The organism is Limosilactobacillus rudii, assembly GCF_014145455.1.
Lineage (GTDB): Bacteria > Bacillota > Bacilli > Lactobacillales > Lactobacillaceae > Limosilactobacillus > Limosilactobacillus rudii.
Genome location: NZ_JACIVB010000049.1, coordinates 32,872 through 58,344 on the forward strand (window position 1 = coordinate 32,872; position 25,473 = coordinate 58,344).

The following is a 25,473-nucleotide window of genomic DNA, read 5'->3' on the forward strand; positions in this document are numbered from 1 at the left end:
GGTGGATTGATTATGTGGGACGTTATAGGAACCGGGCTTATAGCTGGAGTAATTGCAGCGTTAGTTAATGTTTTGGTAGCAAAGTGGAGCAATCAAACTCAAAGGGAGACTACAAAAATGTTAAATCTAGAGAAAACAAATGAAGTTACGTTAGAGTGGAACAATGAAACTCGTGAGCTTATTAGCAAATTTGTCAAAACATGTTTTCAGACTTATCAAGTCTACAATACAGCTGATAGCTTAGTAGGACGTTTCGATGAAGCCATAAAATCAAATAGTAATGATCAAATTTTTGATAATATAACCGATGATGCAAAGACAGTAATTAAAAACTCAAATCAGACTTCGAGTGAATTATATGCACTGCAAGCTCAAATACGAATGCATTTGTATGATGACCACGATTATTTAGTAATTGATATTAATAATCAAATTGAAAAAGTTATCGAAAAGCTGGAATCAAATAGATCTCTACCTGTAAAAGAGATCAATGATCTTATTGACTTATCACGAGAATATTTTTCCATTCAATGGGAAAGAATAAAGAATGAAAACGTCCAATAGGGCGTTTTTATTTTGCACAAAATTAGAAAGGAGAAGCTATGCGTACACTAATAATTGATGATAATTGGAAAGATTGGAAGTTTGGCGATACTGACGCGGTAATGACCTTTACTACTCAAAATGATGGTCAAACACCAGACTTTATCAATAAAACACTAACTTTTAAAATCGCTGATTCTGCTGCTTCAACGCCAGATAATCCTAAAGATTATGTAGCCAGTGCAGCCGGTTATGTTGAAAATAATAAGGTTCTGTTAAAGACCGAAGATGTTAAAACTCTGACACCTGGCACGTATTCTGTTGAGCTGTGGGTAATGGATAATTCAACGGAAAAGAATGCTATTTATCCATCTAAGGGCTTTGCGTTCTTTAGCATTGAACAAAATACAATGAAGGTCTCAGATATTACAAATGTACCCTCTAAGACGCTTGAAGCTATCTATGCGGACCTAATGCAACAGGTAAAGGCCATCAAGAAAGGTGCTAAGGGTGACCCAGGTAAGACACCGAAGATTGTTATGGGAGCAGTTACTAAGTTGTCGCCAGATGCTCAGCCGTCCGCAACTTTAGTCCCGTTACAAAGTGACCCGAATACTTACACTTTGAATCTGCAAATTCCGCAAGGACAGCAAGGTAAGCAGGGTGACCCAGGACTTCCAGGGACTCCAGGTGGGCCGGGTCTTAATGGTAATGATGGATTAACTCCATCAATTGACCCTAAGTCCAAGCACTGGATGATTGGCAATACTGATACAGGAGTTATTGCAGAGGGACAAGCGGGAAAAGATGCTGATACATCTAAGTTTGTTTCTGTTGAGCAGTTTAATAGTCTGCGCCAAACAGCAAGCGACAATTCAACTGAATTAAAGACTTTGCAGGAGTCTACCAAGAGTGATTCAGAAGAACTTGATAACTTAAAAGACCAAGTCAATACGTTACAGAATTCTTCAAATCTAGCTGAACTCAAAGCACAAATTACGGCTTTACAGGCAGAAGTTAAAGCACTACAAGAAGCTAAATCTGATACTCCTAAACCAGATGAACCGGCTAAGAGTGATACGCCTGCAAAATCAGATAATGGTGACCAACCGGCTAAATCAGATACGCCGTCAAGTCCTGCTGATCCTGCTTCAAATCCTGCCAGTTCTTCAACTACTTCACCAGATAACACACCAGCATCAAATTCATCATCTGATGCCTCGGATAATACGCCAGCTAGTTCTTCAACTGAAACGGGCGCCACACCTGGCTCTGACACAACTAACTAATTAGTCTAGGGAGGTGAGTAAATGCACTGGGTAACAGTTCACTATTTTCTAGGGTATTCGTTAGAGGACTGGGTGGCGATTCTGACAATCATCGGCTTTATTATTGCTGGTTTTCGTTGGCTGGGCAAACGCTCAAAGACAGCAATTGATAATATTGAGCATAATATTCTGGGCCCAATTTATGATGAGTTAAGTAAACTCAACAAAAATATGGAAGTCTCTAATCGTCAATATGAAAGAGCCAATGAACGTCTGCAAGCGGGAGATAAGAAGTTTATTCGCCACGACGAACAATTAAAAGACCATGAACGCCGAATTACAAACTTGGAAAGAGGTAGTCATAAATGAAACTAAAACAAATAATCAAGAAGAAGTTCTTAAACGCAGACGGTACAATCAACAAAACGGTTGTAGCGTCTTTTATTACCCTGTTAATCGTCTTAATTCAACAAGCAATGCAAGCTTGCGGTTTCTCTTACGGTCACTGGGACCAAGTAGCAGCTATCATTAACACTATCTTAACTATTCTTGGTCTATGCGGATTTGTCGAAGGTAACGGTGAGGTCCATACAACCATAGATACTAACTCAATTAAGCTAAATGCAGACAACGTGACTTTTAGTGGAAAGAGCTTCATTCCAAATCAATCTGGTAAGGAGGATAACGTTAATGAAGAATAAATCATTTAAGAAAGCTAAGAACTTAGCACTAGCAACAATTGCTGGTGCTTTTTTAGTAGGTGCAACTACTACTGTAAAGGCTAATAGCACTAATGATGCTGGCTCAACAGTAACTTGGAAGAACGCTGATGGCCAGCAGTTGAAAGATAATTGGTTGTACAAGTATGGCAATCTTTATTACTTCAACAAAGAAGGTTACCGTTTGACCAATAAGGCACAGAAGATTGATGGCAATACTTATTACTTTGGCAAAGGCGGAGAAATGGTTCGCAATGGATTTAATACTCGTGATGGGGCAACTTACTACTACGATGCTAACGGTAATCAAGTAAGCAACTATTTTTATAACAACTGGGGTAACACCTACTATTTCGGTAAAGACGGCAAGCGTTATACCAATCAGTTCTATACTAACTGGGGACGGACTTATTACTTTGGTCCTGATGGTGCTCGCTGGAATGATCGATTCTATCATAATTGGGGACACACGTATTACTTCGGCGTTGATGGAGCACGGTACACTAACCAGTTCTATAACAACTGGGGTAACACCTATTATTTTGGTAGTGATGGTGCCTTAGTAACTAATCAGGATATTACGATTAACGGTGTAAAGTATCATGCTGATAGTCAGGGTGTTCTGACTTCTGAAAGTGCGAATGCCTTTACACCGTCACAAATCAACCACACCTACGACCTCGCTAGTTGGGAAGGAAGCAGTCAACCAGCCATCAATGACTACATCATCATGCACGATGTCGGTGCTGAAAGTGGGGCTGCTGCTAACGCTAACTACCTCCACAATAACTGGCAGTCAGCCTACACACAATTTGTTGTCGGTGACGGTGGCCAAGTCTTTGAGGTCGGCGAACCAGGTTATGTTTCTTGGGGTGCCTTGAACGCTAACCCATATAGCCCATGCCAGATTGAACTTGGTCGGACATACAATCGTGAACAATTCATTAAAGATTACACGACTTACATTAACGTAGCCCGTTACTACGCTAAACAATACGGTATTCCGCTAACACTTGACGCAGGGGGTGCAGGAACTCCCGGTGTTAAGACGCACAACTGGGTAACTGAAAATATTGGTGGCTCACACGTTGATCCATACGGTTACTTGGCAAGCTGGGGAATTAACTATAACCAATTCGCTAATGATATTGCCAATGGTGTTAAACCTCAACAACTCAATTCAGTTGTTTATTCACAGCGTCAATAATTGAATATAAATGAAGCCCTAGTGGTTGTTGCATTTTCTGTAACTCCCACTAGGGCTTTTTTTACATATTGAAATAGTTGTTCTTATCAACTAGAGTAATAATATAGTTTTATGTGGGAGTTTAATAAATGAAGAAAAATAAAGAGATTGAAAAATTATTTGATTGTAAATTAATTATAACGAGTGAGTATGCTGAGAAGGAAAAAAAGCTTCATATTTCAATTTACTATATTTTAGTAATTTTAATTATTGTTGGACTAATAATAGTTAATTATTCTTCACCCAATAACATATTTTTTGATAAGAATGGTAGTTTTCAATGGATTGGAGTAACCTCAATCATTGCTCTGTTTACTTTTGTTTATTCAATCTATTCTACTAATAAAAAGAATAAGTACGATGTTATTTCGAAAGAACGCATTCGCTGGATTAACGAAATTAAGCAGCAGGTAGCAGAACTTTTAGTATCTCTTAATAAGTACTATGATATAGTTCAAAATTGTGGAAACAAAAATATTTTAGAACCGGATTCCCAAAAGAGACAATTGTTGAAAGATAAGTATCACGATGAGGCTAATAGCTTAATAGAAGATATAGATTTAAAAGTTGAGATTTTATTAATGTCGTTTGCTGATAATGTTGATAATAAGCAAATGATTGATAGTATCAATAATACTTCTGCGTGGGTTAATTCATTTAATAAATATTGGACATGGAGAGAAAACGCTCCATTTTCTGTTGAGTTTTCTTTTGATGATATTCCAATTCATAACTTAAGAACTGTTTCAAGAGATTATTTAATTCGTGAATGGCATAGGGCACAAAGAGGAGAGTGACTTGTCGGGTCATAATTAGATGTAATATTTGTGATATGTTTTTAGCATTTTAAAAAGCTCCGTACATTGTAATGAAAAGTAACCTATTAATCTATAAGGCCATTTTATGCAGCGAAAATCTCTACCTATTTATCTGTAATTTATGCTATACTAACGAAGAACAAAACAATCAGCTTATAGAGGAATAGTAGCTTTGGTTAACTATTCCTCTATTCTTTAAGTAGAGAATCTGAGGGGGGCACTGAGGGGGCAAAACTTGTGGAAAATTGCGGTTAATTACGGAAAACTGTGGAAAATTATAAAGGCTAAAAGCGTTGACATCATAAAGGAAAGCCAGTATCATAGGAAATGAATTAAATAAAAACGTTTGTCTTCAAGGCGTGGTGAAATTCCCGACCGGCGGTGACAGCCCGCAACCTGCTGCTATTTATGCAGTGGCTGACCTAGTGTGATTCTAGGGCCGACAGTATAGTCTGGTATAAAGAAGATTTCTGTATTAAATAACTACAAAGTTTATTGCGTTGCTGACAAACCTGTAAGTGTCAGTAGCGCTTTTTTAATACAGGATGCCAAATGGAGACAATCTCAATTGGAGGTTGTTATTATGACAGTGACGCATCAACGTATTCAGCGCTTGGTTGGAATAGCATGTTTAAGTGCCTTAGCATTTATCTTAATGTTTTTTGAATTTCCAATTCTACCAATGGCACCTTACCTTAAATTGGATTTTTCTGATGTTCCGGTACTATTAGGTGGGTACATTTATGGACCAGTTGGCGGAGTTATTATTGCACTATTAAAATGTTTAATTCATGGAATGGTTCATGGGTTTTCTCCCGCAGAATTGATTGGTATTTTCAGTGATTTTCTGTCTGCGTTAGCGATGCTTTTACCATTTTGCTGGGTATGGCATCATCAGGAGTGGAGTAAGAAGAAGCAGGCTATTACGGGAATTATTTTAAGTACAGTTATTTTAACAACTGTAATGTCATTGTTAAATCTATGGGTTCTTACACCGTTATATATGGCTGTTTGGAACTGGAAATCTACTTTACCAGTAGCACAGTTGGTGGCAATTGGCGTTCTTCCATTTAATATAATCAAGGGATTAGTAGTAACAATAGTTTATGTGATTATTGCTGATCGATTACAGTCGTGGCTTGATCATCATCGCACGCTATAAAATTAAAAGTTAGGTTGGAGGAGTGTGAAAAAGAAGTCATTGTCACGCTCTTACAAGTACAAATGAGCTTCAGAGTTCGGTTTTACCGGCACTGGGGCTCATTTCCTTTTAGAAAAAATTAAAATTTATGCTAGTATTTTTAAATAAAATACGTATATAGATATATAGGAGGGGGTAAAAAGTGACAAATTTATTGCGTTTTTTTAGCTATCATCAACCACGACGAATAAGGGTAATTGAAAATACACTTTGTAGTCGTCGGACAGTCGCAACACTCTTCTGGGCCCGCCAATATGATATTCTAAAATGGTTAGGAGCTTATCGATCACTTACGCGGCATGAATTTAACGACCTTATTGATGAGCTTGTTCATACAAAAATTTTAACGTTAAATGATAAATCAGAAGCGAAGTTGACTGAAAAAGGAGCTGCTATTTTGAAGAAGGAAGAAGCTGATCGATATGAGCCTGCTTTTTTTGATTGGTATTGGTTAGCAAATACTCATCGGGTGGTGCAACGGTTATTATTAGCAGTACAGGTTGCATCGGAATACTCCTATCATCAAAATAAATATGCACCGCTTACTATCCCACTAGGAGAGATGCAAGTAGTCAAACAATGGTTTCGCAATAATTATCAATATGATCTTACCAATAGGCTGTATTTAGACTTACAGCGTTTAGGAAAAGCATTAGATAGTGAAGATCCGCGGTTAGCAACTGATCTTTTTAATTCATTAATTGGTTATAAAAAAGCAGGGTGGACACCTAATCAAGCAGCAGCTAATTTAAAGTTGTCATTGGAGGATATTCAATTTTTAAGGCATGATGAAATGTTAGCGGTAAGTGCTTATGCTCGTAATTTTCCCGGTCCACTCCAACAATTATTAGGTCCGCTCTTAAGGACGAGTCCTTTGAATCGGAGTGCTGAGATAACCTATAATCTTTATGCTCAAGGGCAAGAAATTGAACAAATTTCTCAAAGAAGGCGTTTAAAGCAGAATACAATTCAAGAGCACTTATTAGAAGCAGCAATCTTAATACCTGAAAAGGTAAATTGGAATAGATTCCTTCCAGAGGATAAAAGAATTATTCTTGGAAAAGCTTACGAAGGGGTGCCAACAACTTGGAAATTTAATGAAAACGTGTCAAGCTTTTATGAATTTCGACTATATCAAATATATCAAGGAGTAGTAAATGAAGAGTAGGCAGGAGCTTTTACGGATTCTAAAAAAGCAATTTGGCTTTAATAGTTTCCGACCTGGTCAAGAAGAAACTATTATCAAATTATTGGCTGGTGAAGACGTACTAACTGTTTTGCCGACTGGGGCAGGAAAGTCATTGTTGTATCAATTACCGGCGTATTTATTAACAGGGACAGTTATAATAGTTTCTCCTTTAATATCGCTTATGCAGGATCAAGTTGATCGTCTGCACCGTCAAGGCGAAAAAAGGGTTGTAATGTTAAACAGCCAGCTTGTAGGAGCAGAAAGAACAGCAGTATTAAAAAGATTGCAATCATTTAAATTTGTTTTTACTTCCCCAGAAATGCTTGATAATGATAATGTTTTAACCGCTTTTAATAACGTAGATGTGGCGATGCTAGTTATTGATGAGGCACATTGTATTTCACAATGGGGCCCTGATTTTCGTCCTGAGTATTTACTGCTAAAAGATGTTCGTCAACAATTAGGCAAACCAACTACATTAATGTTAACAGCAACGGCAACGCCACGAATTCGGCAGGATATACAAGCAAAAATGGGAATAAATGATGCACAACAAATAGTTGAATCCGTTGATCGTCCGAACATATTCCTTGCGGTGCAAAAAGTATATCGCCAACAGGAAAAGGACGAGGAACTATTGCGCCTAGTTCAAAAGTTTAAGGGTCCAGGAATTATATATTTTGCAAGCCGTAAAATGGCTTCGCAGATGGCAGAATGGCTTGCAGAACGAACTGGCTTAAATATTGCTGCATATCATGCTGGAATTACTGCAATAGATCGCTTTCAAATCCAACGACAATTTATGGCAAACGAGTTACAGGTTATTTGTGCAACAAGTGCATTTGGGATGGGAATTGATAAAAATGATGTCCGCTTTGTAATCCATTACCATTTACCGAATAATTTAGAAAATTATTTACAAGAGATTGGACGTGCCGGTCGTGATGGCAAGCAAAGCTTAGCGGTTCTATTATATGCGGATGGAGATGAGATGATTCAGCGGCAATTAACAAGTATTGATATTCCTCCTGTCGAATTGTTGCAGCAGATAAAAGAGCATAGATTATCATCCGTAGTTTTAGGTGAACAAGCTGAACTTTTTAATTTTTATTTGGCCCATCATTCGTCGCCTGAACAGATAGTTAGCATTTTTAAGCATCGAAAATACCAAATGGAACAGGAATTGCAAGAGATGCTGGGATATATAAATAATCGGGGATGTCGTCGCAAATATTTATTGACTTATTTTGGTGAGCAATTATCAACAAATAAGGAAAACTGTTGTGATTTTGATAAAGAAGAATGGCAAACAGAAATTGACCTCCCTGCTAGTAAGTTGGTAACAAAACCAAAAAAATTGGATTGGCAGGAACAATTGAAATTATTGCTAAACATTGATGAAAATTAAAGTTTAGTGTTGTTGCTAGACAATCATTAAAAGTTTGCGATACAATCAGATTGTTAAATTCTAAATAAGGAGGCATGATTATTTTGAGTGATGGACGGAAGGAAACCCGGCGAGCAAATGATGAATTATGGGATAAAAAGTTTACTGATAATGAAGATTTTGATAGTGATGGTCACCTTTCACGAACAGAGCACCGAAAGCAACGATCTCATAATTCAATGATTACGACTGTCTTGATTGTTTTAATTATTATCCTTGCTGCGACACCGCTTATATATTGGATTAATAATAAACAATCGTTTAATCATCCAGTACGGACTGAACAAGTGGCGACCGATTCTTCAAATAGTAAAAAAAAAGTATCTCACAGTTCGAGTACCTCGAAAAAAGAATCTAGACAAGAAAGTGACAGCAGCGAGAAAAGCAGCAGTTCTTCTTCAACTATAGAGTCAAGCTCAAGTCAGGTGAGTCAGAGTAGCACCTATCCTCAAAGTAGTAGTAGCTACTATCGTTATAGCAATAGTTATCACTATAATAATGGGTACCAAAATCGTAATGCCAACCGTTATAGCAATTACCATTATAACAATAATCAAAACTATAATCGCTATAATAATACGGAGAATACAAATCGCTACAATTATCGTTAATTTTAAACAATAATGACTGATTTTCTGGTAAAGTAAGACATTGGATAAAAAAGAGGAGTGAGGACTGATAATGAGTAAAGGCTTACAAGTTGCTATTGACGGACCAGCATCTGCAGGTAAGAGCACAGTAGCAAAATTGGTTGCTAAGAAATTTAATTATATTTATTGTGATACCGGAGCAATGTATCGTGCTGTAACCTTAGCTGTATTAAACCAAGGTATTGATCTTAAAGATAACGCCAAGATAGCTGAAGTGGCACGCCAAGTAAAAATTAGTTTTGAACCCGGTGAAACAGAACAACGAGTTTTCTTGAACGGGCAAGAAGTCACTCATGATATTCGGTTGCCTAAAGTAGCAAAAAATGTTTCGGCAATTGCTGCGGTACCAGCTGTTCGAGAGGAAATGACAAAGCAGCAACGGGAAATTGCAGCCAACGGAGGCATTGTAATGGATGGACGGGATATAGGTACTACTGTTCTGCCAGATGCCCCTGTCAAGATCTTTATGGTAGCAAGTGCCTATGAACGTGCTCGTCGTCGTTATGTTGAAAACAAGGCTAAGGGAATTGAGACTACCTCATTGGAGGAGTTACAAAAAGCAATCGAATTGCGGGATAAAAAGGATTCCACCAGGAAGGTGTCTCCCCTTACCCAGGCTCGTGATGCGGTTAAATTAGATACAACTAATTTAACAATTGACGAAGTAGTAGACGAGATTAGTGAAATAATAAAAAAACACGAGATGAATTAGCCTAAATACTGGAAATGTAAAACAATTTTTAGTAAAATATCATTTAGAGTTGATTGTTGCAAGGAGGATTTTTTTTAATGGCTGAAAACAACGAAAATAAAAACGATATGTTAGAAGCGCTTGATAGCATTGAACAAGTAAAGGTGGGCGATGTTGTCAAGGGTGAAGTTTTGGCAATCGATGACGATCGTCAAGCTATCGTTGGAATTAAAGATGCAGGGGTTGAAGGTGTCGTCCCTGCTAAGGAATTATCAACCAAGCCAGTTGAAGACATCAATGATGCTGTAAAAGTAGGTGACGAATTAGATTTAGTTGTCATTTCTAAGATCGGTAACGACAAGGAAAATGGTAGCTACTTACTTTCTCACCGTCGTCTTGAAGCCCGTAAGGTATGGGATGATATTCAAAAGAAATTTGATGAAGGTGAACACATCACCGCAAAGGTTACCCAGGCTGTTAAGGGTGGATTAGTCGTTGATGCTGGAGTTCGTGGCTTCGTCCCTGCTTCAATGATTACGGATCACTATGTTGAAGATTTGAACCAATTCAAAGGTCAAGAACTTGAATTTAAGATTGTTGAAATTGAACCAAGCGAAAATCGTTTGATCCTTTCTCACAAGGAAATTATTCAAGCACAACATGAAAAAGCTGCTGAAAAGGTATTTGCTGAATTACAACCAGGTGATGTTGTTGAAGGTAAAGTTGCCCGTATGACAAACTTTGGTGCTTTCATTGATCTTGGCGGTGTTGATGGTTTAGTTCACGTTTCTGAAATTTCATACGATCATGTTGACAAGCCTTCTGATGTTTTAACTGCAGGTCAAGACATCAAAGTTAAGGTATTAAGTGTTGATCCTGAACGTGAACGTATTTCATTATCCATTAAGCAAACGTTACCTGGACCATGGGATGACATCGAAGAAAAAGCTCCAGTAGACAGTGTATTAACAGGTACTGTTAAGCGCTTGACTAGCTTTGGTGCTTTTGTTGAAGTATTCCCTGGTGTTGAAGGTTTAGTTCACATTTCACAAATTTCACACAAGCACATTGCTACACCTGCTGATGTTCTTAAGCCTGGTCAAGAAGTTAAAGTTAAGGTAATTAATGTTGATCCTGAACGTCAACGTCTTGGCTTATCTATGAAGGCTCTTGAAGAACGTCCAAAGGAAGATGAGAACAACAATAACAATGGTGGCGAAAACTACCGTGGTCGTCGTCGTTCACGTCGTAACAATAATAACCGGAGCTTTATGAACAACGCTCCAGAAGAAGAAAGTGGCTTCTCAATGGGTGACTTAATTGGTGACAAGCTTAAGGACCTACGGAACTAGTTTCTTAAATTAATTATCTTTTAAGGGGAAGTGACAAAGTTGTTACTTCCTCTTTAGTCGTTTTTAAAATAAAATGAAAGAAGGTGGAAGGATTGGCTAATCCAATCGTCGCAGTTGTTGGTCGACCAAACGTTGGTAAATCAACACTGTTCAATCGTATTGCAGGGGAAAGAATTTCGATTGTTGAAGATACTCCTGGAGTTACACGAGATCGAATTTATGCACATGCTGAGTGGTTAGGTAAAAACTTTAGCATGATTGATACAGGAGGAATTGAAATATCAGATCAGCCCCTCTTAACTCAAATTCGACAACAAGCGGAGATTGCAATTGATGAAGCTGATGTTATCATTTTTGTAGTAGATGTAGAAAACGGTGTTACTGATGCTGATGAACAAGTGGCACGAATCTTATATCGATCGAATAAACCAGTCGTGCTTGCTGTTAATAAAGTCGACAATCCCGAAAGACGTAGTGATATCTATGATTATTATTCACTTGGACTAGGAGAGCCATATGCTGTTTCAAGTGTACATGGTATTGGAATGGGTGATCTTTTAGATGCCGTTATAAAACGTTTCCCAGATAACGTGGTAAATGAGGACGATAAAAGTATCCACTTTAGTTTTATTGGCCGACCAAATGTTGGTAAATCATCACTTGTAAATGCTATTTTAGGAGAGAATCGGGTTATTGTTTCAAATGTTGCAGGAACAACTCGTGATGCGATTAATACACAATTCAAGACTAATGATGGACAAGAGTTTACAATGGTCGACACGGCAGGTATTCGTAAAAAAGGGAAAATATACGAAAATACTGAACGTTACTCATTAATGCGATCAATGCGGGCAATTGATGATAGTGATGTTGTTTTAGTCGTCTTAAATGCTGAAGAGGGTATCCGAGAGCTTGATAAGCATATTGCTGGATACGCTCATGAGGCAGGTTGTGGTGTTATTATTGTCGTCAATAAGTGGGATACACTTAAAGATAAAGACCACCGTACTATGACAGATTTTACTAATTTAATTAGGCAAGAATTCCAGTATCTTAGTTATGCACCAATAATTTTTGTTTCTGCCAAAACTAAGCAAAGATTGAACCAATTACCATCTTTAATTGAGAATGTTTATAATCATCACCGGCAACGGATTCAGTCATCAGTTTTAAATGATGTTTTAATGGATGCTATTGCAGCTAATCCGACACCAACCCAAAACGGTCGTCGTTTACGGGTATACTATGCAACACAAGTGGCAACAGAGCCACCGACATTTGTTATTTTTGTAAACGATCCAGAGTTAATGCATTTTTCTTATGAGCGTTATTTGGAAAACCAGATAAGGAAAGCGTTTGACTTTTCGGGAACACCAATTCACCTGATTAAACGTCAACGGCAATAAAAAGTTAGAGAATTTCCAATAAAATGAAAAAACATTAAAAATGCGGGTAGAAGTTCATAAAACCGCTTGCCAGCAGGCTTTCTCTATGCTAATCTTAACAATGAAATGATACGAACTTCTCGTAATTATTTCGTTAATTTTGGACCACTCAAAATTAACATTCACTGACGTGAGTTTGAGGCTCTCGTTAATTGTGGGAGGTGAAACAACATGGCAAACAAAGCAGAATTAGTAAGCAATGTTGCTACTGCAACTGGCTTAACCAAGAAGGATGCTACAGCAGCTGTAGATGCTGTTTTCAGTTCAATTCAAGCATCTTTAGCTAAGGGTGAAAAGGTTCAATTGATTGGCTTCGGTAACTTCGAAGTACGTCAACGTGCTGCACGTAAGGGCCGCAACCCACAAACTGGAGAAGAAATCAACATTCCTGCAAGCAAGGTACCAGCATTCAAGCCTGGTAAAGCTTTAAAGGATGCTGTTAAATAATTTAACAGTTAAATATTAAAAAGGATCATGGTAGAGTTATCATGATCTTTTTTCTTTTAAAATCAAGATCAATGCTTAAAATAATAGACTGTGATATATTTAAAATGGTAATAAAAGGAGGGCAAAAAATGACCTACTCAGAACAGATGATTGACCAATTAGAAGCAGGCAAATTAAAAGAAGCCCAAAATTCGTTTAAGCTGGCATTAATTAATGATGATGATGATATGTTGTTTAGTCTTGCAGAGGAATTATATGCATTGGGATTTTTACAGCAGGCGCGAACAATTTATCTAAAATTATTAGAACGGTACCCTGATGAGGACGAATTAAAGACTAGTCTTGCAACAATTGCAATTGATGAGGGACATAATGACGAGGCTTTATCTTACTTAGCACAGGTAAAGCCGGATTCGCCAGCGTATGTCCAGTCATTACTTGTGGTGGCGGATTTATACCAGACTGAAAAGGAATTTGAAGTTACTGAGGAAAAACTGAAAGAAGCTTATTCATTGGCTCCAGATGAACCTGCTGTTGAATTTGCATTGGGTGAATTTTACTTTATGGTTGGCCAATTTACGGATGCAATTCAGTATTATTTTCAGCTAATAAAAAACGGGTACACTGATTTTGCAAAAGTAGATATTGCAGGCCGGCTTGGTATTTGTTACGCCCAAAGTGGCCAATTTAAGAAAGCACTTGGTTATTTTAAACAAGTAAAGCCGGAGTATCGCACTAGTGATGTTCGCTTCCAGCAGGGACTTACATTGTTACAATTAGGTGATACTGAAGAAGCAATTAAAACTTTAGAAGAATTAATAAGCGATGATGATCAATATGCATCTGCTTATCCTGAATTAGCACGGGCATATGAAAAAGAAAACAATTATCAGCAAGCGTTGCGAGTTGTGCAAGAAGGACTAGGTGTAGACCAGTATAATGAGTACTTATATTCATTAGCTGCCGAAATTACTAGTCATTTGGGAAACCAAGAGTTGATGAAAAAGTATCTTGTAAAAGCACATGAATTAGCACCGGAAAATATGACAATTACGCTCCAGTATAGTAACTTTTTATTACATCAGCATGATGATAAAGCTAATATTGAATTATTAAGTCCATTAGTAAAAGAGGATGAAACTGATCCACAACTATATTGGAATCTAGCACGATCATATCAACGGACAGATCAGCTTGATCTTGCTGGGAAATATTATGAAGCAGCATTGCCAGCATATAGTGAAAATCCAACCTTCTTAAAGGAATTGATTAATTATTATCGTGAAGTAGGAGAAACCGATAAAGTCATGGATGAGTTGGAACATTATTTACGGTTGGTACCAACTGATGCGGAAATGCAAGATTTATATGAACGGTATGAAGATTATCAATAATTTACTTTCTTAACTGAGACAGGGATATTAGAGCTTGATAATTAATTTATCAGCTCTTTATACTCACTGTCTCTTTTTAGTGTTAATTTTATTTGCTATAATCTACTTTGATTATCGAAATGGGGACCTGATTAAATGAAAATAAAACAATTACCAGCTATTTTTGAACCAGCGCGGCCAGTTTTACAAAAGATTGAGGCTGCTGGATATGAGGCGTACTTTGTTGGCGGTTGTGTTCGCGACACTATATTACATGACGATATTCATGATATTGATATTGCAACGAGTGCTTACCCGAGTGAGATTAAAGAAATTTTTAATCGTACCGTGGATACGGGAATTGAACATGGAACAGTGATGATTCTTGACCATGGTAATGGGTATGAAACGACGACGTTTAGAACTGAATCGGGTTATCAAGATTACCGTAGACCAGATAAAGTAACCTTTGTTCGTTCGCTTAGTGAAGACTTAAAGCGACGAGATTTCACTATTAATGCATTAGCGCTTCGTGAAGATGGCGAAGTTATTGATTTGTTCAATGGGTTAGCTGACTTACAAAAACACCTTATTCGAGCTGTTGGTGACCCTAATGAACGTTTTCACGAAGATGCTCTTCGAATGATGCGGGCTGTTCGTTTTGCAAGTAAGCTTAATTTTGTTATTGATGGTCCTACTTTAACCGGGATTAAAGAAAATGCTCCTCTGTTAGCTAAAATTGCTGTTGAGCGGATTCGGGTTGAGTTTGAAAAATTAATGTTAGGACAAAATCCAGTTGCAGGTTTAAAGGATTTTATATCCACCGGTTTGTACAAGTACTGTCCTGGCCTTGCTAATGCTAGAGATATCCTTTCTACATTATTACTCCTGAATCACTGGAAATTAGAAAATGAGGCACAACTATGGGCAGCGTTATGTATTCAACTTCAATTAGGCCAAAAAGAAATTGGTAAATTCTTAAAAAAATGGAAAACTGCTAATGACCTAATTACACGAGTGAAAAAGGTTGTTCCAGCGGTAAGAGAGATTCAGCAAAAAAGTTTAATGCCAGTAACAATGTTTAAGACTGGGCAAGAGGCTCTCCAAGATGCTAATCAGGTTGCTAAATTATATGGTTGGGCAATTCCAAATCAGGAATTACAAGCGGCATATCAGCAGTTGCCAATCAAGGAAAGCAAAGAATTAGCGGTTGATGGAAAAATGTTGATTACAAAAGCTGGGATAAAGCCAGGACCTTTAATGGGAAAGATTATTCAGCAGCTAACAACAGCAGTTATAAATGGTAAGCTTGCTAATGATACAGGCACTTTATTAAATGAAGCACGAAAAATAATGGAAGAGGGATAATATGCAGACAATGCGCGCTGAAGGACTTACAAGTACGTACGGTGAAAAAGTATTATTTGATAATATTTCTTTTATTATCAATGAGAATGATCGAATCGGCCTAATTGGGGTCAATGGTAGTGGTAAAACTAGTCTTTTAAATGTAATTAGCGGAGAAGTGAAGCCGGAGGGAGGCGGACAAATTACTAGGCCAAATGATTACACCATTGGCTATTTGAGACAGCAGCCTGAACTTGATGAAGAAAAAACAATAATGGAAGCTGTGTTTGAGGGTGAACAGCCGGTCTTTGAGACAATTCGTCAATATGAACTGGCATTAGAGCGATTTACAAAGCATCCAGAAGATCCCCAAGCAATAGACCGTTATACAAAAATGCAGGCAAAAATGGATCAAGAAGACGCTTGGGAAGCTGATAGCCGAGTAAAGACAATTTTAACGCAACTTAAAATTAATGATGTAAGCCAACACATTTCTGAACTATCTGGAGGGCAGAAGAAGCGTGTTGGTTTAGCACAAGTTTTGATTCAGCAACCAGACCTGCTATTACTAGATGAGCCTACTAACCACCTGGATCTTGATTCGGTTATATGGTTACAGGATTTTTTGAATAGTTATAAAGGAGCGGTATTAGTTGTAACACATGATCGTTACTTTCTAGATCAGATTACTAATCATATTTGGGAACTTTCTTTTGGTAACCTATATCATTATGAAGGAAACTATCAGGATTTTATTGAGAAGAAAGCAGAACGGGTTGAATTAGCAAAAGATACAGAACGTAAGAACCAGCAATTATATAAAAAAGAGTTGGCATGGATGAGAACTGGTGCAAAAGCCCGCTCGACAAAGCAAAAGGGACGAATCAATCGTTTTCATGAACTTGAAAATAAAATTGGTAACCTTAAAACGGATGAAGACATTGCAATTAATCTTGGCTCACAACGGCTAGGAAAAGATGTTATTGAATTTAAAAATGCTGATTTACAATTTGGTGATCATCAGATTTTGCAAGACTTTAATTGGTTAGTTCAAGCAGGTGATCGGATTGGTATTACAGGTCAAAATGGTGCTGGGAAAACCAGTTTATTAAATGTAATTGCACAACGGGTACCTTTAGATAGTGGAACTTTAAAAATTGGTGAGACTGTTAAGCTAGGTTACTACACCCAACAGACTGAAGGAATTGACGATAGTAAGCGGATGATTAGCTTTTTATCTGAAATTGCAGAAAATGTGACCGATAAGGATGGTAATAAGTTAAGTGTTACGCAATTATTAGAACGCTTTTTGTTCCCACGGTTTATGCATGGAACTTTAATTCGTAAACTTTCTGGTGGTGAAAAACGACGACTTTATCTTTTAAAGATTTTAATGCAGCAGCCCAATGTTCTTTTGTTAGACGAACCGACAAATGATCTTGATATTGGAACTTTAACTGTTTTAGAAGATTATTTGGATAGCTTTGCAGGAACAGTAATTACTGTTTCTCATGATCGGTATTTTCTAGATAAGGTTGCCGATGACCTATTAATTTTTCATGGAAATGGTGACATTCAGCGCTATACTGGACGTTTTACGGATTACCTGACTAATGAGAAGGAACAATCCATAAAGGAAAAGGAATCGCATAATAAAAAGAAGGCCACCAAGAAACCGAAAACTGAAGCACCAGAAAAAAAGAAAAAGACTAAGCTGACTTACGCGGAGCAATTAGAATGGGATCATATTGATGAAGAATTAGATGAGCTTGATCAACAGCATCAACAATTGGAAAATCAGATGGCTGAGGCAGCAAGTGACTATAATAAACTAGCAAAATTACAAAAACAATTAAATGAGATTCAAACTAAAATTGATGAAAAGACTGCTCGCTGGGAATATTTGAGTACTTATGTCGAGTAGATAAAACCCGTTGATATATAAGGCCAAAAGGGAAACAAGAGGAGCAAATAAAATGACAATAAATCCAAATGAAGAACAGTACTTAGACCTTATTCGTTATGTTTTAGCGAATGGACATCAGAAAGACGACCGAACAGGGACAGGAACAAAATCGGTTTTTGGTTACCAGATGCGTTTTGATCTTAATAAAGGATTTCCTATTTTAACAACTAAGAAGGTACCATTTGGGTTAATAAAAAGTGAATTACTATGGTTCTTACGTGGTGACACAAATATTCGCTTCCTTCTTCAGCACAAAAATCATATTTGGGATGAATGGGCATTTAAAAAATGGGTTGAAAGTTCTGATTACCATGGCCCTGATATGACTGATTTTGGGCATCGATGGTTAAAAGACCCTGAGTTTAAAAAAGTTTATCTTCAAGAAAAGAAGGCTTTCTGTGACCGAATTTTAGCCGATGATGAATTTGCCCAAAAGTATGGTGATTTAGGATTGGTTTATGGAAGTCAGTGGCGTAAATGGCAAACTAGTCAAGGTGAGACAATTGATCAGATTGCAAATGTAATTCATCAAATAAAAACAACTCCAAATTCGCGGAGAATGATTGTATCAGCATGGAATCCAGAAGATGTTCCTTCCATGGCGCTCCCTCCATGTCATACAATGTTCCAATTTTATGTTAATGATGGGAAATTAAGCTGCCAATTGTATCAGCGTAGTGCAGACATATTTCTGGGGGTGCCATTTAATATTGCTAGTTATGCCTTGTTGACACATATGATTGCTCACCAATGTGGCTTAGGTGTTGGTGACTTTGTTCATACCCTTGGGGATGCACATATTTATTTAAATCATCTTGACCAGGTAAAAGAACAATTGAACCGTCCTATTCACGAAGCACCCAAATTAATTCTTCCGGCAGAGCCTAAGCCAGTTGATCAATATGAGATGACTGATATTAAACTTGAAGGTTATACTCATGAACCGGCAATCAAGGCGCCTGTGGCTGTCTAGGAGAACTAATATGGGTGAAATAAGATTAATCTGGGCAGAAGACTTAGATGGGTGGATTGGTAAAGAAAATACCATACCATGGCATGTGTCAGCGGACATGAAGCATTTTCGACACCAAACGTTAGGCTATCCAATTGTGATGGGCCGGAAGACATTTGAGTCTCTTGGGAATAAACCGTTGCCTAAACGTAAAAACATTATTTTAACTAACCATCAACTTAGTGTTTCAGGAGTAGTTGTCGTCCATTCGTTAAGTGAATTAAAAGCGTATTTTCAAAAACATGATGCTGATTATTATGTTATTGGTGGCGCAACTATTTATAAACAATTACTCCCTCTCGCAACAAAGTTATATCGAACAGTTATCAATAAAAGAATCGATGGCGATACAAAAATGCCAGCAATCAATTATGATCGCTGGCACTTAGTTAAACAAGTCAATTACGATGAGAATGGTCGCTTAATTTGTCGTTTTGAGGAATGGCAATTAGACGTACAATAAAATTGAGAAATACATTAAGATTGTTCCAATTAGTACGAATATATGCCAAATAAGATGTGTATAAAGGGTAGGACGACTATAAAATAGGGCACCAATTGTAAAGGCAAGTCCGCCTAGTAATAATAATCCAAAACCAACAGGTCCTAGTGCCCGCCATAGTGGCATAAAAGCAACAAGACAAAGCCATCCCATTAAAATATAAATAATAGTAGAGTATTTACTCTTATGTTTAAGCCAGATACATTTATAAACAATTCCAATAACGGAAAGCCCCCAGATAACGCCAAAGATAGTCCAACCCAGCCATCCGCCGATGCTAACAAGACAATAAGGAGTATAGGTGGCAGCAATGAGGACAAAAATCATTGAGTGATCTAAAATTTGAAATACTCGTTTAGCGCGTGTGAAAATAAGTGCGTGAAACAAGGTTGATGAAAGATAAAAAAGAATTAAAGCACTGCCATAAATAGTAAATGTTACTATTCGCATGGGACTTCCAGTATGGACGGCTCGAATAATTAATAAAATTAAACCAGCAATTGATAGACCGGCACCAATCCCGTGTGTAACCGCATTTCCGATTTCTACTAAAAGGGTATCGCGATTCTTAGTATTATTTTCTGTAGTCATCAAAAGACCCCTTTCTAAAGACCAATGAATTCTCACATTATTTTTGGTATACTATATGAATAGCAATTAACCTTACAAAATTAGATATAATTGAGTATAATAGTATTAAAAATTAATTATCTAGTTCTGATTACTAGATAATTATAGCACAAATTGTTCAGGAAGAGTGGTAAGTTTCATGGCAAAGATAAAAATTGTTTGTGATTCATCAGCTGGATTAGCAGATGAAGAAATAAAAAAGTATAACATTACAATTATACCATTAAGTGTGATGGTTGATGGGACGGTATATGTTGAACGTGAAACGATTACAAATGATCAGTTCCCAGCAATGATGAAAAACGCTAAGTCGTTACCTAAGACTTCTCAACCGCCAATTGGTAAATTCGTTGATGCGTTTGATAAGCTAGGCGAAGACGGTAGTGAAGTGTTATGTGTTACCATGATGGAATCAATTAGTGGAACAGTTCACGCAGCAGAACAAGCAGCTGGAATGACTAAGACAAAGGTTACTGTTTACGATTCTCAGACTACTGACCAAGGCATGGCTTTTCAAATAGTGGAAGCTGCTAAAGTAATTGAAGATGGCGGTAGTGTTGACGACGCTATTGAAAAGATGAAAAGTGTTCTCAGTAAATCCAAGCTTTATTTAGCAATTGATAATCTTGATAATTTAGTTGCTGGAGGACGAATTAGTAAATTTGCGGGGGCTGTTTCAAATCTACTTAATATTAAGGTTATGCTTCAAGTATATAATGGTCAAATTCATATTGAATCTAAGGGCCGGGGTCTAAAGTCTATCCATAAGGAATGGGGAAAAATTCTTGATGAGATGGCGCAGGGACCTAAGGTTAAAAAGATTGGGATATCTCATGTAGACGCTGGTAAAGAAGTAGATCGATTATTAGCAAACTTAAAAGAACTTTACCCTAATATTGATGTAACAGTCAGAGAAACGGTGCCAATTATTGCTACTCATACGGGAATGGGTGCTTGTTGTCTTTTATACTATACTGAATAATATAAGGATAAGAAGATTGTACACCTGGCCTGAATAGCTAATCATGTAAAGCATAAGCTAGCTTATTGGGCTTATCATTTTATTGTGAATTAGTCATAAAACTAGTGGGGCTGAGAAAAAGCAAAGGTTTTTTCTCAGCCTTTATTTCTTAACATAATGAGGTACAGTAGATGAAAAAGTGGAAACGATTATTATTAGTTGTATTGGTTATGGTGGGTGTTATTGGCGGAGGATGGTATGCTTATAATTCTTCGATTACAACGATGACTCGTGATACCAAATCAGTTGCACCAAAATATATTGAGAAGAAAAATGTTAGATTAGTTGCTCTTGGTGATTCTCTTACTCATGGACAGGGAGATGAGGATAACAATGGCGGCTACGTTGGAATAATAAAAAGTAAAATTGAACATCATTATAAACAAACCAAGGTTACAACTATTAATTATGGGGTTACTGGCGATCGGTCAGATCAGATCCTTGACCGGGTCGATCAACAGTCACAATTGAGAAAAGATTTACAAGCTGCTGATGTAATTACAATGACAGTTGGTGGTAATGATTTAATGCAAATTTTGGAGAAGAATGTTATGGGATCTGAAAATCAGGTTACAAGCAGCGTTCGTAAGGGTGAAAAGACATACCAACAAAAATTAGTAAAATTGTTTAACGCGGTCCGTCAAGAAAATCCCAAGGCCCCAATTTTTGTGATGAGTATTTATAACCCTTTTTATACTTATTTTCCAGATGTGACAATAATTGATCAGTCTATTGGTGAGTGGAATCAAACAACCCAAAATGCAATGAGTAATTACCATTATATGTATTTTGTCGATATTAATAAAGTGATGTCGTATGGACAATATCAAACCAAAAACCAACAACAAAAATTAATAAAAGAGGAAAAGCAAGCAAACCAAGGGAAAGTCAGTCAAAAACGTGTAATTGAAATAATGAACCATAAGGACCAAAATTTGAATAAGTATATTTCAACCACAGATAATTTTCACCCTAATCATGCTGGATATAGTCAAATTGCAGCACGATTATTTGATTCAATGGAAAAACACGATAGTTGGGAGTTTACAAGGAGGTAAAAATGAACGAAACGAAAACAAAACATATTAATTGGTGGAAATGGGCTTTTCTCTGCCTAGTTGCAGTGATCGTTATTGGGTGTGGTGTAGTCTTAAATAAGGCAACCGCTCCTGCACCAAATACTACAATTACAAAACCAGTTAAACCGAGTGATTCATCGGTTACGGTTGAATTAAATAAAAAGCAAGTAAATGCATTGGCGGCAAATTACTTAAATGAATTCTTGAAGGGGCAAAAAATTCGTTATGATTTTATCGTTGGTGATAAGTATGCTACCCTGACAGGGAACACTAAATTTTTAGGTGCTAATGTTCGTTTTGCGATTAATTTTATTCCTGAGCGGATGAATAATGGAAATGTTTTGTTACGGGCAAAAGGATTGACGGTTGGTCGGTTAAACATTCCAATTAAATTTGTGATGGGATACATCGCCAAAAATTACGACATTCCTAAATGGGTAACGATTAATCCAAAGAAGAAGACAGTTCTATTGGATCTTAATCGTTATAGTAAACATCGCTCCTTAAAGTATTCAGCTCAGGAAATAAATATGGAGGAAGGTCAATTTAAATTCCTCATTACAGTACCAACTAATAATAAATAATATGGGAGGAAAATAAAATGCGGATGAGCTTTTATCATTTTTTGATGACGCAAAGAAATCCTAATAGTGCAGATGAGGTTCAACAATTTGCTAATAACGCATTCTTTGATTCGGCATTTCCTAAACAATCAACTGATTTTGAAGAGATCTCGAAGTATTTGGAAGAGAATGCAGATTATTTACCATCAATGACAATTTTTGATGAATCATGGCAGCGATACATTGATGCCATGAATTAAGGGAGGAGAAAGAAATGGCAACAATACAATGGTTTCCTGGACACATGGCAAAAGCGCTACGACAGATTCGCGAACAGATGCCATTAGTGGATATTTTATTTGAATTGGTTGATGCGCGGGTTCCGTATTCATCACAAAACCCAGAAGTGGCATTAGCTGCAGGCGATAAGCCTAAATTATTAATTATGACTAAAACTGACCTTGCAGATCGTCAAAGGTTGAATGAGTGGCTAACTTATTATAAAAATCATGGGCAGCCAGTATTAGCACTTGATTCACGTCAAAATAATGTTGCAAAAGTTGTTACAGCTAAAAGTAAGGAGATTCTTCGTGATAAGCTTGCTGATGAACAAGCGAAGGGGATGAAGAAGCGACCGATAAGGGCAATGTGTGTTGGTGTCCCTAATGTTGGTAAGTCGACATTATTGAATCATCTTGTGAAAAAGAATGTTGCAGCTACGGGCAATCGACCGGGAGTAACTACTGGTCAACAATGGCTGCGATCATCTGCTGAACTGGAGCTTTTAGATACGCCTGGAGTATTGTGGCATAAGTTTGCTACCCCTAAACAAGGAACGATGCTGGCCCTTTCAGGAGCAATTAAAGACAGCTTATACGCAAAAGATGATGTTGCTTTATTTGCGCTTGATTATTTACGGCAATACCAGCCAGAAAAGTTAAAAGAACGCTATCATTTAACCGATGAAGAGCTAAGTGAAGATATTGCTAATCCGGAATTATTATTAACAATTACAGCGAAAATGGGTTTTCGTGATGATTATGATCGGGCAAGTGAACGCTTGATATTCGATCTGCGAAAGGGAAAATTAGGACCGATTACCCTTGAAGTTCCAGCAGATTTAAATGAGGATGGGTTAAATGAGTAAAGAGACGATTAGTCAAATAAAAGAGCACCTATTAACAGTTCAAAGGCTCGATGACCCATATATCCAATCAATAGTTGGCGATTCACGTAAGGGTGTTCAAACGGCAATTGGTCAGTTAAAACGACGCTTGGCTCGTCAGCATGAAGCTTATGCGGCCTTTAAAAAAAGGTTCAAATATGAAGAATACTACTGGCAAAGTGGCTGCCAATATGTTGCAGGAATGGATGAAGTAGGACGGGGGCCTTTAGCAGGACCGGTTGTTACCTGTGCAGTTATTTTGAATGCTGATTTTGATTTGGTAGGTGTAACTGATTCAAAACAGTTAAGTCGCCATGAGCGAGAAAATCTTTATCTAAAGATTATTAATGAGGCTGTTGAAGTAAGTATTGCAGTAAATGACCGTGATGTAATTGATAAATTAAATATTTATGCGGCAACCCAAGATGCAATGATTCGGGCTGTTAATCAGCTCCATCATCGCCCAGACCATTTGATTGTTGACGCTGTTCCCTTAGCAGTCGATATTCCACAAACTACTTTAATTAAGGGCGATCAAAAGAGTATTAGTGTGGCAGCTGCTAGTATTGTAGCAAAAGAATATCGTGATCATTTAATGCGTGATTATGACTATGTATATCCCGGATATGGATTTGCACAGAATATGGGATATGGTACGAAGGAACACTTAGCAGGCCTTGCAAAATTAGGCGCTTGTCCAATTCATCGTCGTTCTTTTAATCCTGTTCCAAAATATTTAAATTAAAAAATGCATTTTAAAAAAGTTTTCGTATATATATCTATGAAGATATGTTTATGGAGGCTTTTTTATGTTACAAGTAAATGATTTTTTATTGCGATTAAGTCTATGTCGCGGAATTAGTTTAGTATCGAAATATCGTCTATGGGAATGTGCGCAGCGAACACGTTGTTTTAATAACATTAACTTTTTAATTGAGCATTCGAAGATTAGTTTGCGTAGCGCCACAGCATTTAAAAATAATTGGACTAGTAGTGACTTAGATAATACAGTCAAAATGAATAAGCAGGAACCTTTTATTACGATTGTAGATCCATTGTATCCATTAAACTTGAAAGAGACTTATTGTCCACCGTTAGTGCTTTTTTACCGCGGAAATCTAAGCTTGCTTCATCAACCGTCAATTGGTGTTGTCGGTACCCGCCAAATTACAGCTTATGGTCAGAGTGCTCTGCGAGGATTATTACCGCCATTAATAAAACGGCAGATAGTTGTTATTAGTGGTCTCGCCCAGGGAGTAGACGGGCTTAGTCACGAACTTGCACTAAAGTATGGTGGGCAAACAATTGGTGTAATTGGATGTGGTCTAGATAAGGCATACCCACAGAATCATCAGCAATTGCAAAAAGATGTTGCTAGTCGAGGATTATTAATTTCTGAATATGGAATAGGAGAGCCGCCACTTGCTTATCATTTTCCTGAACGAAATCGAATTATTGCAGGGCTGAGTGAAGTGGTGTTAGTGGTTGAAGCTAAAAAACGCAGCGGGAGTTTAATAACCGCTAATATTGCACTTGATGAAAATAGGTCGGTTTGCGCTGTGCCTGGGCGAATAGATGCTCCATTATCTGTTGGCTGTAATAGTTTGATTGCTGCTGGTGCTAAGCCAATATTAAAAACGCAGGATTTACTTGATGAATTCCGTTTGGGCTAATAAGACTTGATTTATAAACAGTTTTTGATTAAAATATTTTTTTCAGTTAGAGATTATATTTGACATATGATGGTCAAATGGATTAATAATATTATTGAATGAAATATTAAAAAACGTTAGGAGCCT

Annotated in this window: 27 protein-coding genes and 1 riboswitch; of the genes, 26 read left to right on the forward strand and 1 reads right to left on the reverse strand. The window is 37.3% G+C overall.

Going from position 1 to position 25,473, the window contains the following annotated elements:
- Positions 1 to 12 precede the first annotated feature (12 nt).
- From H5S39_RS04300 to H5S39_RS04390, 19 genes are all read left to right on the forward strand, one after another.
- A complete protein-coding gene (locus H5S39_RS04300; protein ID WP_182595792.1) occupies positions 13 to 564 on the forward strand; it encodes a hypothetical protein in 552 nt (183 codons plus the stop codon).
- Positions 565 to 602: 38 nt separating this feature from the next.
- Entirely contained in the window at positions 603 to 1,832 is a 1,230-nt protein-coding gene (locus tag H5S39_RS04305) for a hypothetical protein (RefSeq protein ID WP_182595791.1), read from the forward strand.
- A gap of 21 nt (positions 1,833 to 1,853) precedes the next feature.
- The gene (locus H5S39_RS04310) at positions 1,854 to 2,180 is read left to right on the forward strand and encodes a hypothetical protein (RefSeq protein WP_139561337.1); all 327 of its coding nucleotides are present in this window, start codon (positions 1,854 to 1,856) and stop codon (positions 2,178 to 2,180) included.
- Positions 2,177 to 2,512 (forward strand): phage holin, encoded by a 336-nt coding sequence (locus H5S39_RS04315; RefSeq protein ID WP_182595790.1) that lies wholly within the window; start codon positions 2,177 to 2,179, stop codon positions 2,510 to 2,512. The genes H5S39_RS04310 and H5S39_RS04315 overlap by 4 nt, the downstream gene beginning before the upstream one ends.
- On the forward strand, positions 2,502 to 3,737 hold the full coding sequence (locus H5S39_RS04320) for an N-acetylmuramoyl-L-alanine amidase (RefSeq protein WP_182595789.1): 1,236 nt from the start codon (positions 2,502 to 2,504) through the stop codon (positions 3,735 to 3,737). The genes H5S39_RS04315 and H5S39_RS04320 overlap by 11 nt, the downstream gene beginning before the upstream one ends.
- A 128-nt stretch (positions 3,738 to 3,865) precedes the next feature.
- Positions 3,866 to 4,573: a hypothetical protein gene (locus H5S39_RS04325; RefSeq protein ID WP_182595788.1), complete on the forward strand. Its 708-nt coding sequence runs from the start codon at positions 3,866 to 3,868 to the stop codon at positions 4,571 to 4,573.
- 365 nt (positions 4,574 to 4,938) lie between these two features.
- A riboswitch (FMN riboswitch) is annotated at positions 4,939 to 5,066 on the forward strand.
- Between the two features lie 111 nt (positions 5,067 to 5,177).
- Positions 5,178 to 5,756, forward strand: a complete 579-nt coding sequence (locus H5S39_RS04330; protein ID WP_182595787.1) for an ECF transporter S component — start codon at positions 5,178 to 5,180, stop codon at positions 5,754 to 5,756.
- A gap of 181 nt (positions 5,757 to 5,937) precedes the next feature.
- Positions 5,938 to 6,963, forward strand: a complete 1,026-nt coding sequence (locus H5S39_RS04335; protein ID WP_182595786.1) for a helix-turn-helix domain-containing protein — start codon at positions 5,938 to 5,940, stop codon at positions 6,961 to 6,963.
- The gene (locus H5S39_RS04340) at positions 6,953 to 8,392 is read left to right on the forward strand and encodes a RecQ family ATP-dependent DNA helicase (RefSeq protein WP_182595785.1); all 1,440 of its coding nucleotides are present in this window, start codon (positions 6,953 to 6,955) and stop codon (positions 8,390 to 8,392) included. Before H5S39_RS04335 ends, H5S39_RS04340 begins: the two co-directional genes overlap by 11 nt.
- An 83-nt stretch (positions 8,393 to 8,475) precedes the next feature.
- On the forward strand, positions 8,476 to 9,042 hold the full coding sequence (locus H5S39_RS04345) for a LysM domain-containing protein (RefSeq protein WP_182595784.1): 567 nt from the start codon (positions 8,476 to 8,478) through the stop codon (positions 9,040 to 9,042).
- 70 nt (positions 9,043 to 9,112) lie between these two features.
- The gene (cmk, locus tag H5S39_RS04350) at positions 9,113 to 9,793 is read left to right on the forward strand and encodes a (d)CMP kinase (RefSeq protein ID WP_182595783.1); all 681 of its coding nucleotides are present in this window, start codon (positions 9,113 to 9,115) and stop codon (positions 9,791 to 9,793) included.
- Between the two features lie 77 nt (positions 9,794 to 9,870).
- Positions 9,871 to 11,124, forward strand: coding sequence for a 30S ribosomal protein S1 (rpsA, locus tag H5S39_RS04355; protein ID WP_182595782.1), 1,254 nt, complete (start codon positions 9,871 to 9,873; stop codon positions 11,122 to 11,124).
- Positions 11,125 to 11,216: 92 nt separating this feature from the next.
- Positions 11,217 to 12,530, forward strand: coding sequence for a ribosome biogenesis GTPase Der (der, locus tag H5S39_RS04360; protein ID WP_182595781.1), 1,314 nt, complete (start codon positions 11,217 to 11,219; stop codon positions 12,528 to 12,530).
- Between the two features lie 210 nt (positions 12,531 to 12,740).
- The gene (gene hbs, locus H5S39_RS04365; RefSeq protein WP_003666054.1) at positions 12,741 to 13,016 is read left to right on the forward strand and encodes a non-specific DNA-binding protein Hbs; all 276 of its coding nucleotides are present in this window, start codon (positions 12,741 to 12,743) and stop codon (positions 13,014 to 13,016) included.
- Positions 13,017 to 13,144: 128 nt separating this feature from the next.
- A complete protein-coding gene (locus tag H5S39_RS04370; RefSeq protein ID WP_182595779.1) occupies positions 13,145 to 14,410 on the forward strand; it encodes a tetratricopeptide repeat protein in 1,266 nt (421 codons plus the stop codon).
- Between the two features lie 135 nt (positions 14,411 to 14,545).
- Positions 14,546 to 15,757 carry a CCA tRNA nucleotidyltransferase gene (locus H5S39_RS04375; protein WP_182595777.1) on the forward strand — a complete coding sequence of 404 codons (1,212 nt, stop codon included), beginning with the start codon at positions 14,546 to 14,548 and terminating at the stop codon, positions 15,755 to 15,757.
- A gap of 1 nt (position 15,758) precedes the next feature.
- A complete protein-coding gene (locus H5S39_RS04380) occupies positions 15,759 to 17,660 on the forward strand; it encodes an ABC-F family ATP-binding cassette domain-containing protein (RefSeq protein ID WP_182595776.1) in 1,902 nt (633 codons plus the stop codon).
- A gap of 52 nt (positions 17,661 to 17,712) precedes the next feature.
- Positions 17,713 to 18,675, forward strand: a complete 963-nt coding sequence (locus H5S39_RS04385) for a thymidylate synthase (RefSeq protein ID WP_182595774.1) — start codon at positions 17,713 to 17,715, stop codon at positions 18,673 to 18,675.
- A 10-nt stretch (positions 18,676 to 18,685) separates the two neighbouring features.
- Positions 18,686 to 19,177 carry a dihydrofolate reductase gene (locus H5S39_RS04390; RefSeq protein WP_182595772.1) on the forward strand — a complete coding sequence of 164 codons (492 nt, stop codon included), beginning with the start codon at positions 18,686 to 18,688 and terminating at the stop codon, positions 19,175 to 19,177.
- Here H5S39_RS04390 and trhA read toward each other — a convergent pair.
- Positions 19,163 to 19,807, reverse strand: a complete 645-nt coding sequence (gene trhA / locus H5S39_RS04395) for a PAQR family membrane homeostasis protein TrhA (protein ID WP_182595770.1) — start codon at positions 19,805 to 19,807, stop codon at positions 19,163 to 19,165. The genes H5S39_RS04390 and trhA overlap by 15 nt on opposite strands.
- Before the next feature lie 178 nt (positions 19,808 to 19,985).
- Here trhA and fakB point away from each other — a divergent pair, with 178 nt between their 5' ends.
- From fakB to dprA, 7 genes are all read left to right on the forward strand, one after another.
- Positions 19,986 to 20,828, forward strand: coding sequence for a fatty acid kinase binding subunit FakB (fakB, locus tag H5S39_RS04400; RefSeq protein ID WP_182595768.1), 843 nt, complete (start codon positions 19,986 to 19,988; stop codon positions 20,826 to 20,828).
- A 170-nt stretch (positions 20,829 to 20,998) separates the two neighbouring features.
- Positions 20,999 to 21,925 carry an SGNH/GDSL hydrolase family protein gene (locus tag H5S39_RS04405; RefSeq protein WP_182595766.1) on the forward strand — a complete coding sequence of 309 codons (927 nt, stop codon included), beginning with the start codon at positions 20,999 to 21,001 and terminating at the stop codon, positions 21,923 to 21,925.
- A gap of 2 nt (positions 21,926 to 21,927) precedes the next feature.
- Positions 21,928 to 22,530, forward strand: a complete 603-nt coding sequence (locus H5S39_RS04410; protein WP_182595764.1) for a YpmS family protein — start codon at positions 21,928 to 21,930, stop codon at positions 22,528 to 22,530.
- A gap of 17 nt (positions 22,531 to 22,547) precedes the next feature.
- Positions 22,548 to 22,769, forward strand: coding sequence for a YozE family protein (locus tag H5S39_RS04415; RefSeq protein ID WP_182595763.1), 222 nt, complete (start codon positions 22,548 to 22,550; stop codon positions 22,767 to 22,769).
- Positions 22,770 to 22,783: 14 nt separating this feature from the next.
- On the forward strand, positions 22,784 to 23,656 hold the full coding sequence (gene ylqF / locus H5S39_RS04420; protein ID WP_182595761.1) for a ribosome biogenesis GTPase YlqF: 873 nt from the start codon (positions 22,784 to 22,786) through the stop codon (positions 23,654 to 23,656).
- Positions 23,649 to 24,419: a ribonuclease HII gene (gene rnhB, locus H5S39_RS04425; protein WP_182595760.1), complete on the forward strand. Its 771-nt coding sequence runs from the start codon at positions 23,649 to 23,651 to the stop codon at positions 24,417 to 24,419. Before ylqF ends, rnhB begins: the two co-directional genes overlap by 8 nt.
- A 64-nt stretch (positions 24,420 to 24,483) precedes the next feature.
- The gene (dprA, locus tag H5S39_RS04430) at positions 24,484 to 25,347 is read left to right on the forward strand and encodes a DNA-processing protein DprA (RefSeq protein WP_182595758.1); all 864 of its coding nucleotides are present in this window, start codon (positions 24,484 to 24,486) and stop codon (positions 25,345 to 25,347) included.
- The last annotated feature ends 126 nt before the right edge of the window (positions 25,348 to 25,473 follow it).

Coding starts and splice junctions, on each gene's coding strand:
- H5S39_RS04300 (WP_182595792.1), top strand. CDS start 13: ATGTGGGACGTTATAGGAACCGGGCTTATAGCTGGAGTAATTGCAGCG.
- H5S39_RS04305 (WP_182595791.1), top strand. CDS start 603: ATGCGTACACTAATAATTGATGATAATTGGAAAGATTGGAAGTTTGGC.
- H5S39_RS04310 (WP_139561337.1), top strand. CDS start 1,854: ATGCACTGGGTAACAGTTCACTATTTTCTAGGGTATTCGTTAGAGGAC.
- H5S39_RS04315 (WP_182595790.1), top strand. CDS start 2,177: ATGAAACTAAAACAAATAATCAAGAAGAAGTTCTTAAACGCAGACGGT.
- H5S39_RS04320 (WP_182595789.1), top strand. CDS start 2,502: ATGAAGAATAAATCATTTAAGAAAGCTAAGAACTTAGCACTAGCAACA.
- H5S39_RS04325 (WP_182595788.1), top strand. CDS start 3,866: ATGAAGAAAAATAAAGAGATTGAAAAATTATTTGATTGTAAATTAATT.
- H5S39_RS04330 (WP_182595787.1), top strand. CDS start 5,178: ATGACAGTGACGCATCAACGTATTCAGCGCTTGGTTGGAATAGCATGT.
- H5S39_RS04340 (WP_182595785.1), top strand. CDS start 6,953: ATGAAGAGTAGGCAGGAGCTTTTACGGATTCTAAAAAAGCAATTTGGC.
- cmk (WP_182595783.1), top strand. CDS start 9,113: ATGAGTAAAGGCTTACAAGTTGCTATTGACGGACCAGCATCTGCAGGT.
- rpsA (WP_182595782.1), top strand. CDS start 9,871: ATGGCTGAAAACAACGAAAATAAAAACGATATGTTAGAAGCGCTTGAT.
- hbs (WP_003666054.1), top strand. CDS start 12,741: ATGGCAAACAAAGCAGAATTAGTAAGCAATGTTGCTACTGCAACTGGC.
- H5S39_RS04370 (WP_182595779.1), top strand. CDS start 13,145: ATGACCTACTCAGAACAGATGATTGACCAATTAGAAGCAGGCAAATTA.
- H5S39_RS04375 (WP_182595777.1), top strand. CDS start 14,546: ATGAAAATAAAACAATTACCAGCTATTTTTGAACCAGCGCGGCCAGTT.
- H5S39_RS04380 (WP_182595776.1), top strand. CDS start 15,759: ATGCAGACAATGCGCGCTGAAGGACTTACAAGTACGTACGGTGAAAAA.
- H5S39_RS04385 (WP_182595774.1), top strand. CDS start 17,713: ATGACAATAAATCCAAATGAAGAACAGTACTTAGACCTTATTCGTTAT.
- H5S39_RS04390 (WP_182595772.1), top strand. CDS start 18,686: ATGGGTGAAATAAGATTAATCTGGGCAGAAGACTTAGATGGGTGGATT.
- trhA (WP_182595770.1), bottom strand. CDS start 19,807: ATGACTACAGAAAATAATACTAAGAATCGCGATACCCTTTTAGTAGAA.
- fakB (WP_182595768.1), top strand. CDS start 19,986: ATGGCAAAGATAAAAATTGTTTGTGATTCATCAGCTGGATTAGCAGAT.
- H5S39_RS04405 (WP_182595766.1), top strand. CDS start 20,999: ATGAAAAAGTGGAAACGATTATTATTAGTTGTATTGGTTATGGTGGGT.
- H5S39_RS04410 (WP_182595764.1), top strand. CDS start 21,928: ATGAACGAAACGAAAACAAAACATATTAATTGGTGGAAATGGGCTTTT.
- H5S39_RS04415 (WP_182595763.1), top strand. CDS start 22,548: ATGCGGATGAGCTTTTATCATTTTTTGATGACGCAAAGAAATCCTAAT.
- ylqF (WP_182595761.1), top strand. CDS start 22,784: ATGGCAACAATACAATGGTTTCCTGGACACATGGCAAAAGCGCTACGA.
- rnhB (WP_182595760.1), top strand. CDS start 23,649: ATGAGTAAAGAGACGATTAGTCAAATAAAAGAGCACCTATTAACAGTT.
- dprA (WP_182595758.1), top strand. CDS start 24,484: ATGTTACAAGTAAATGATTTTTTATTGCGATTAAGTCTATGTCGCGGA.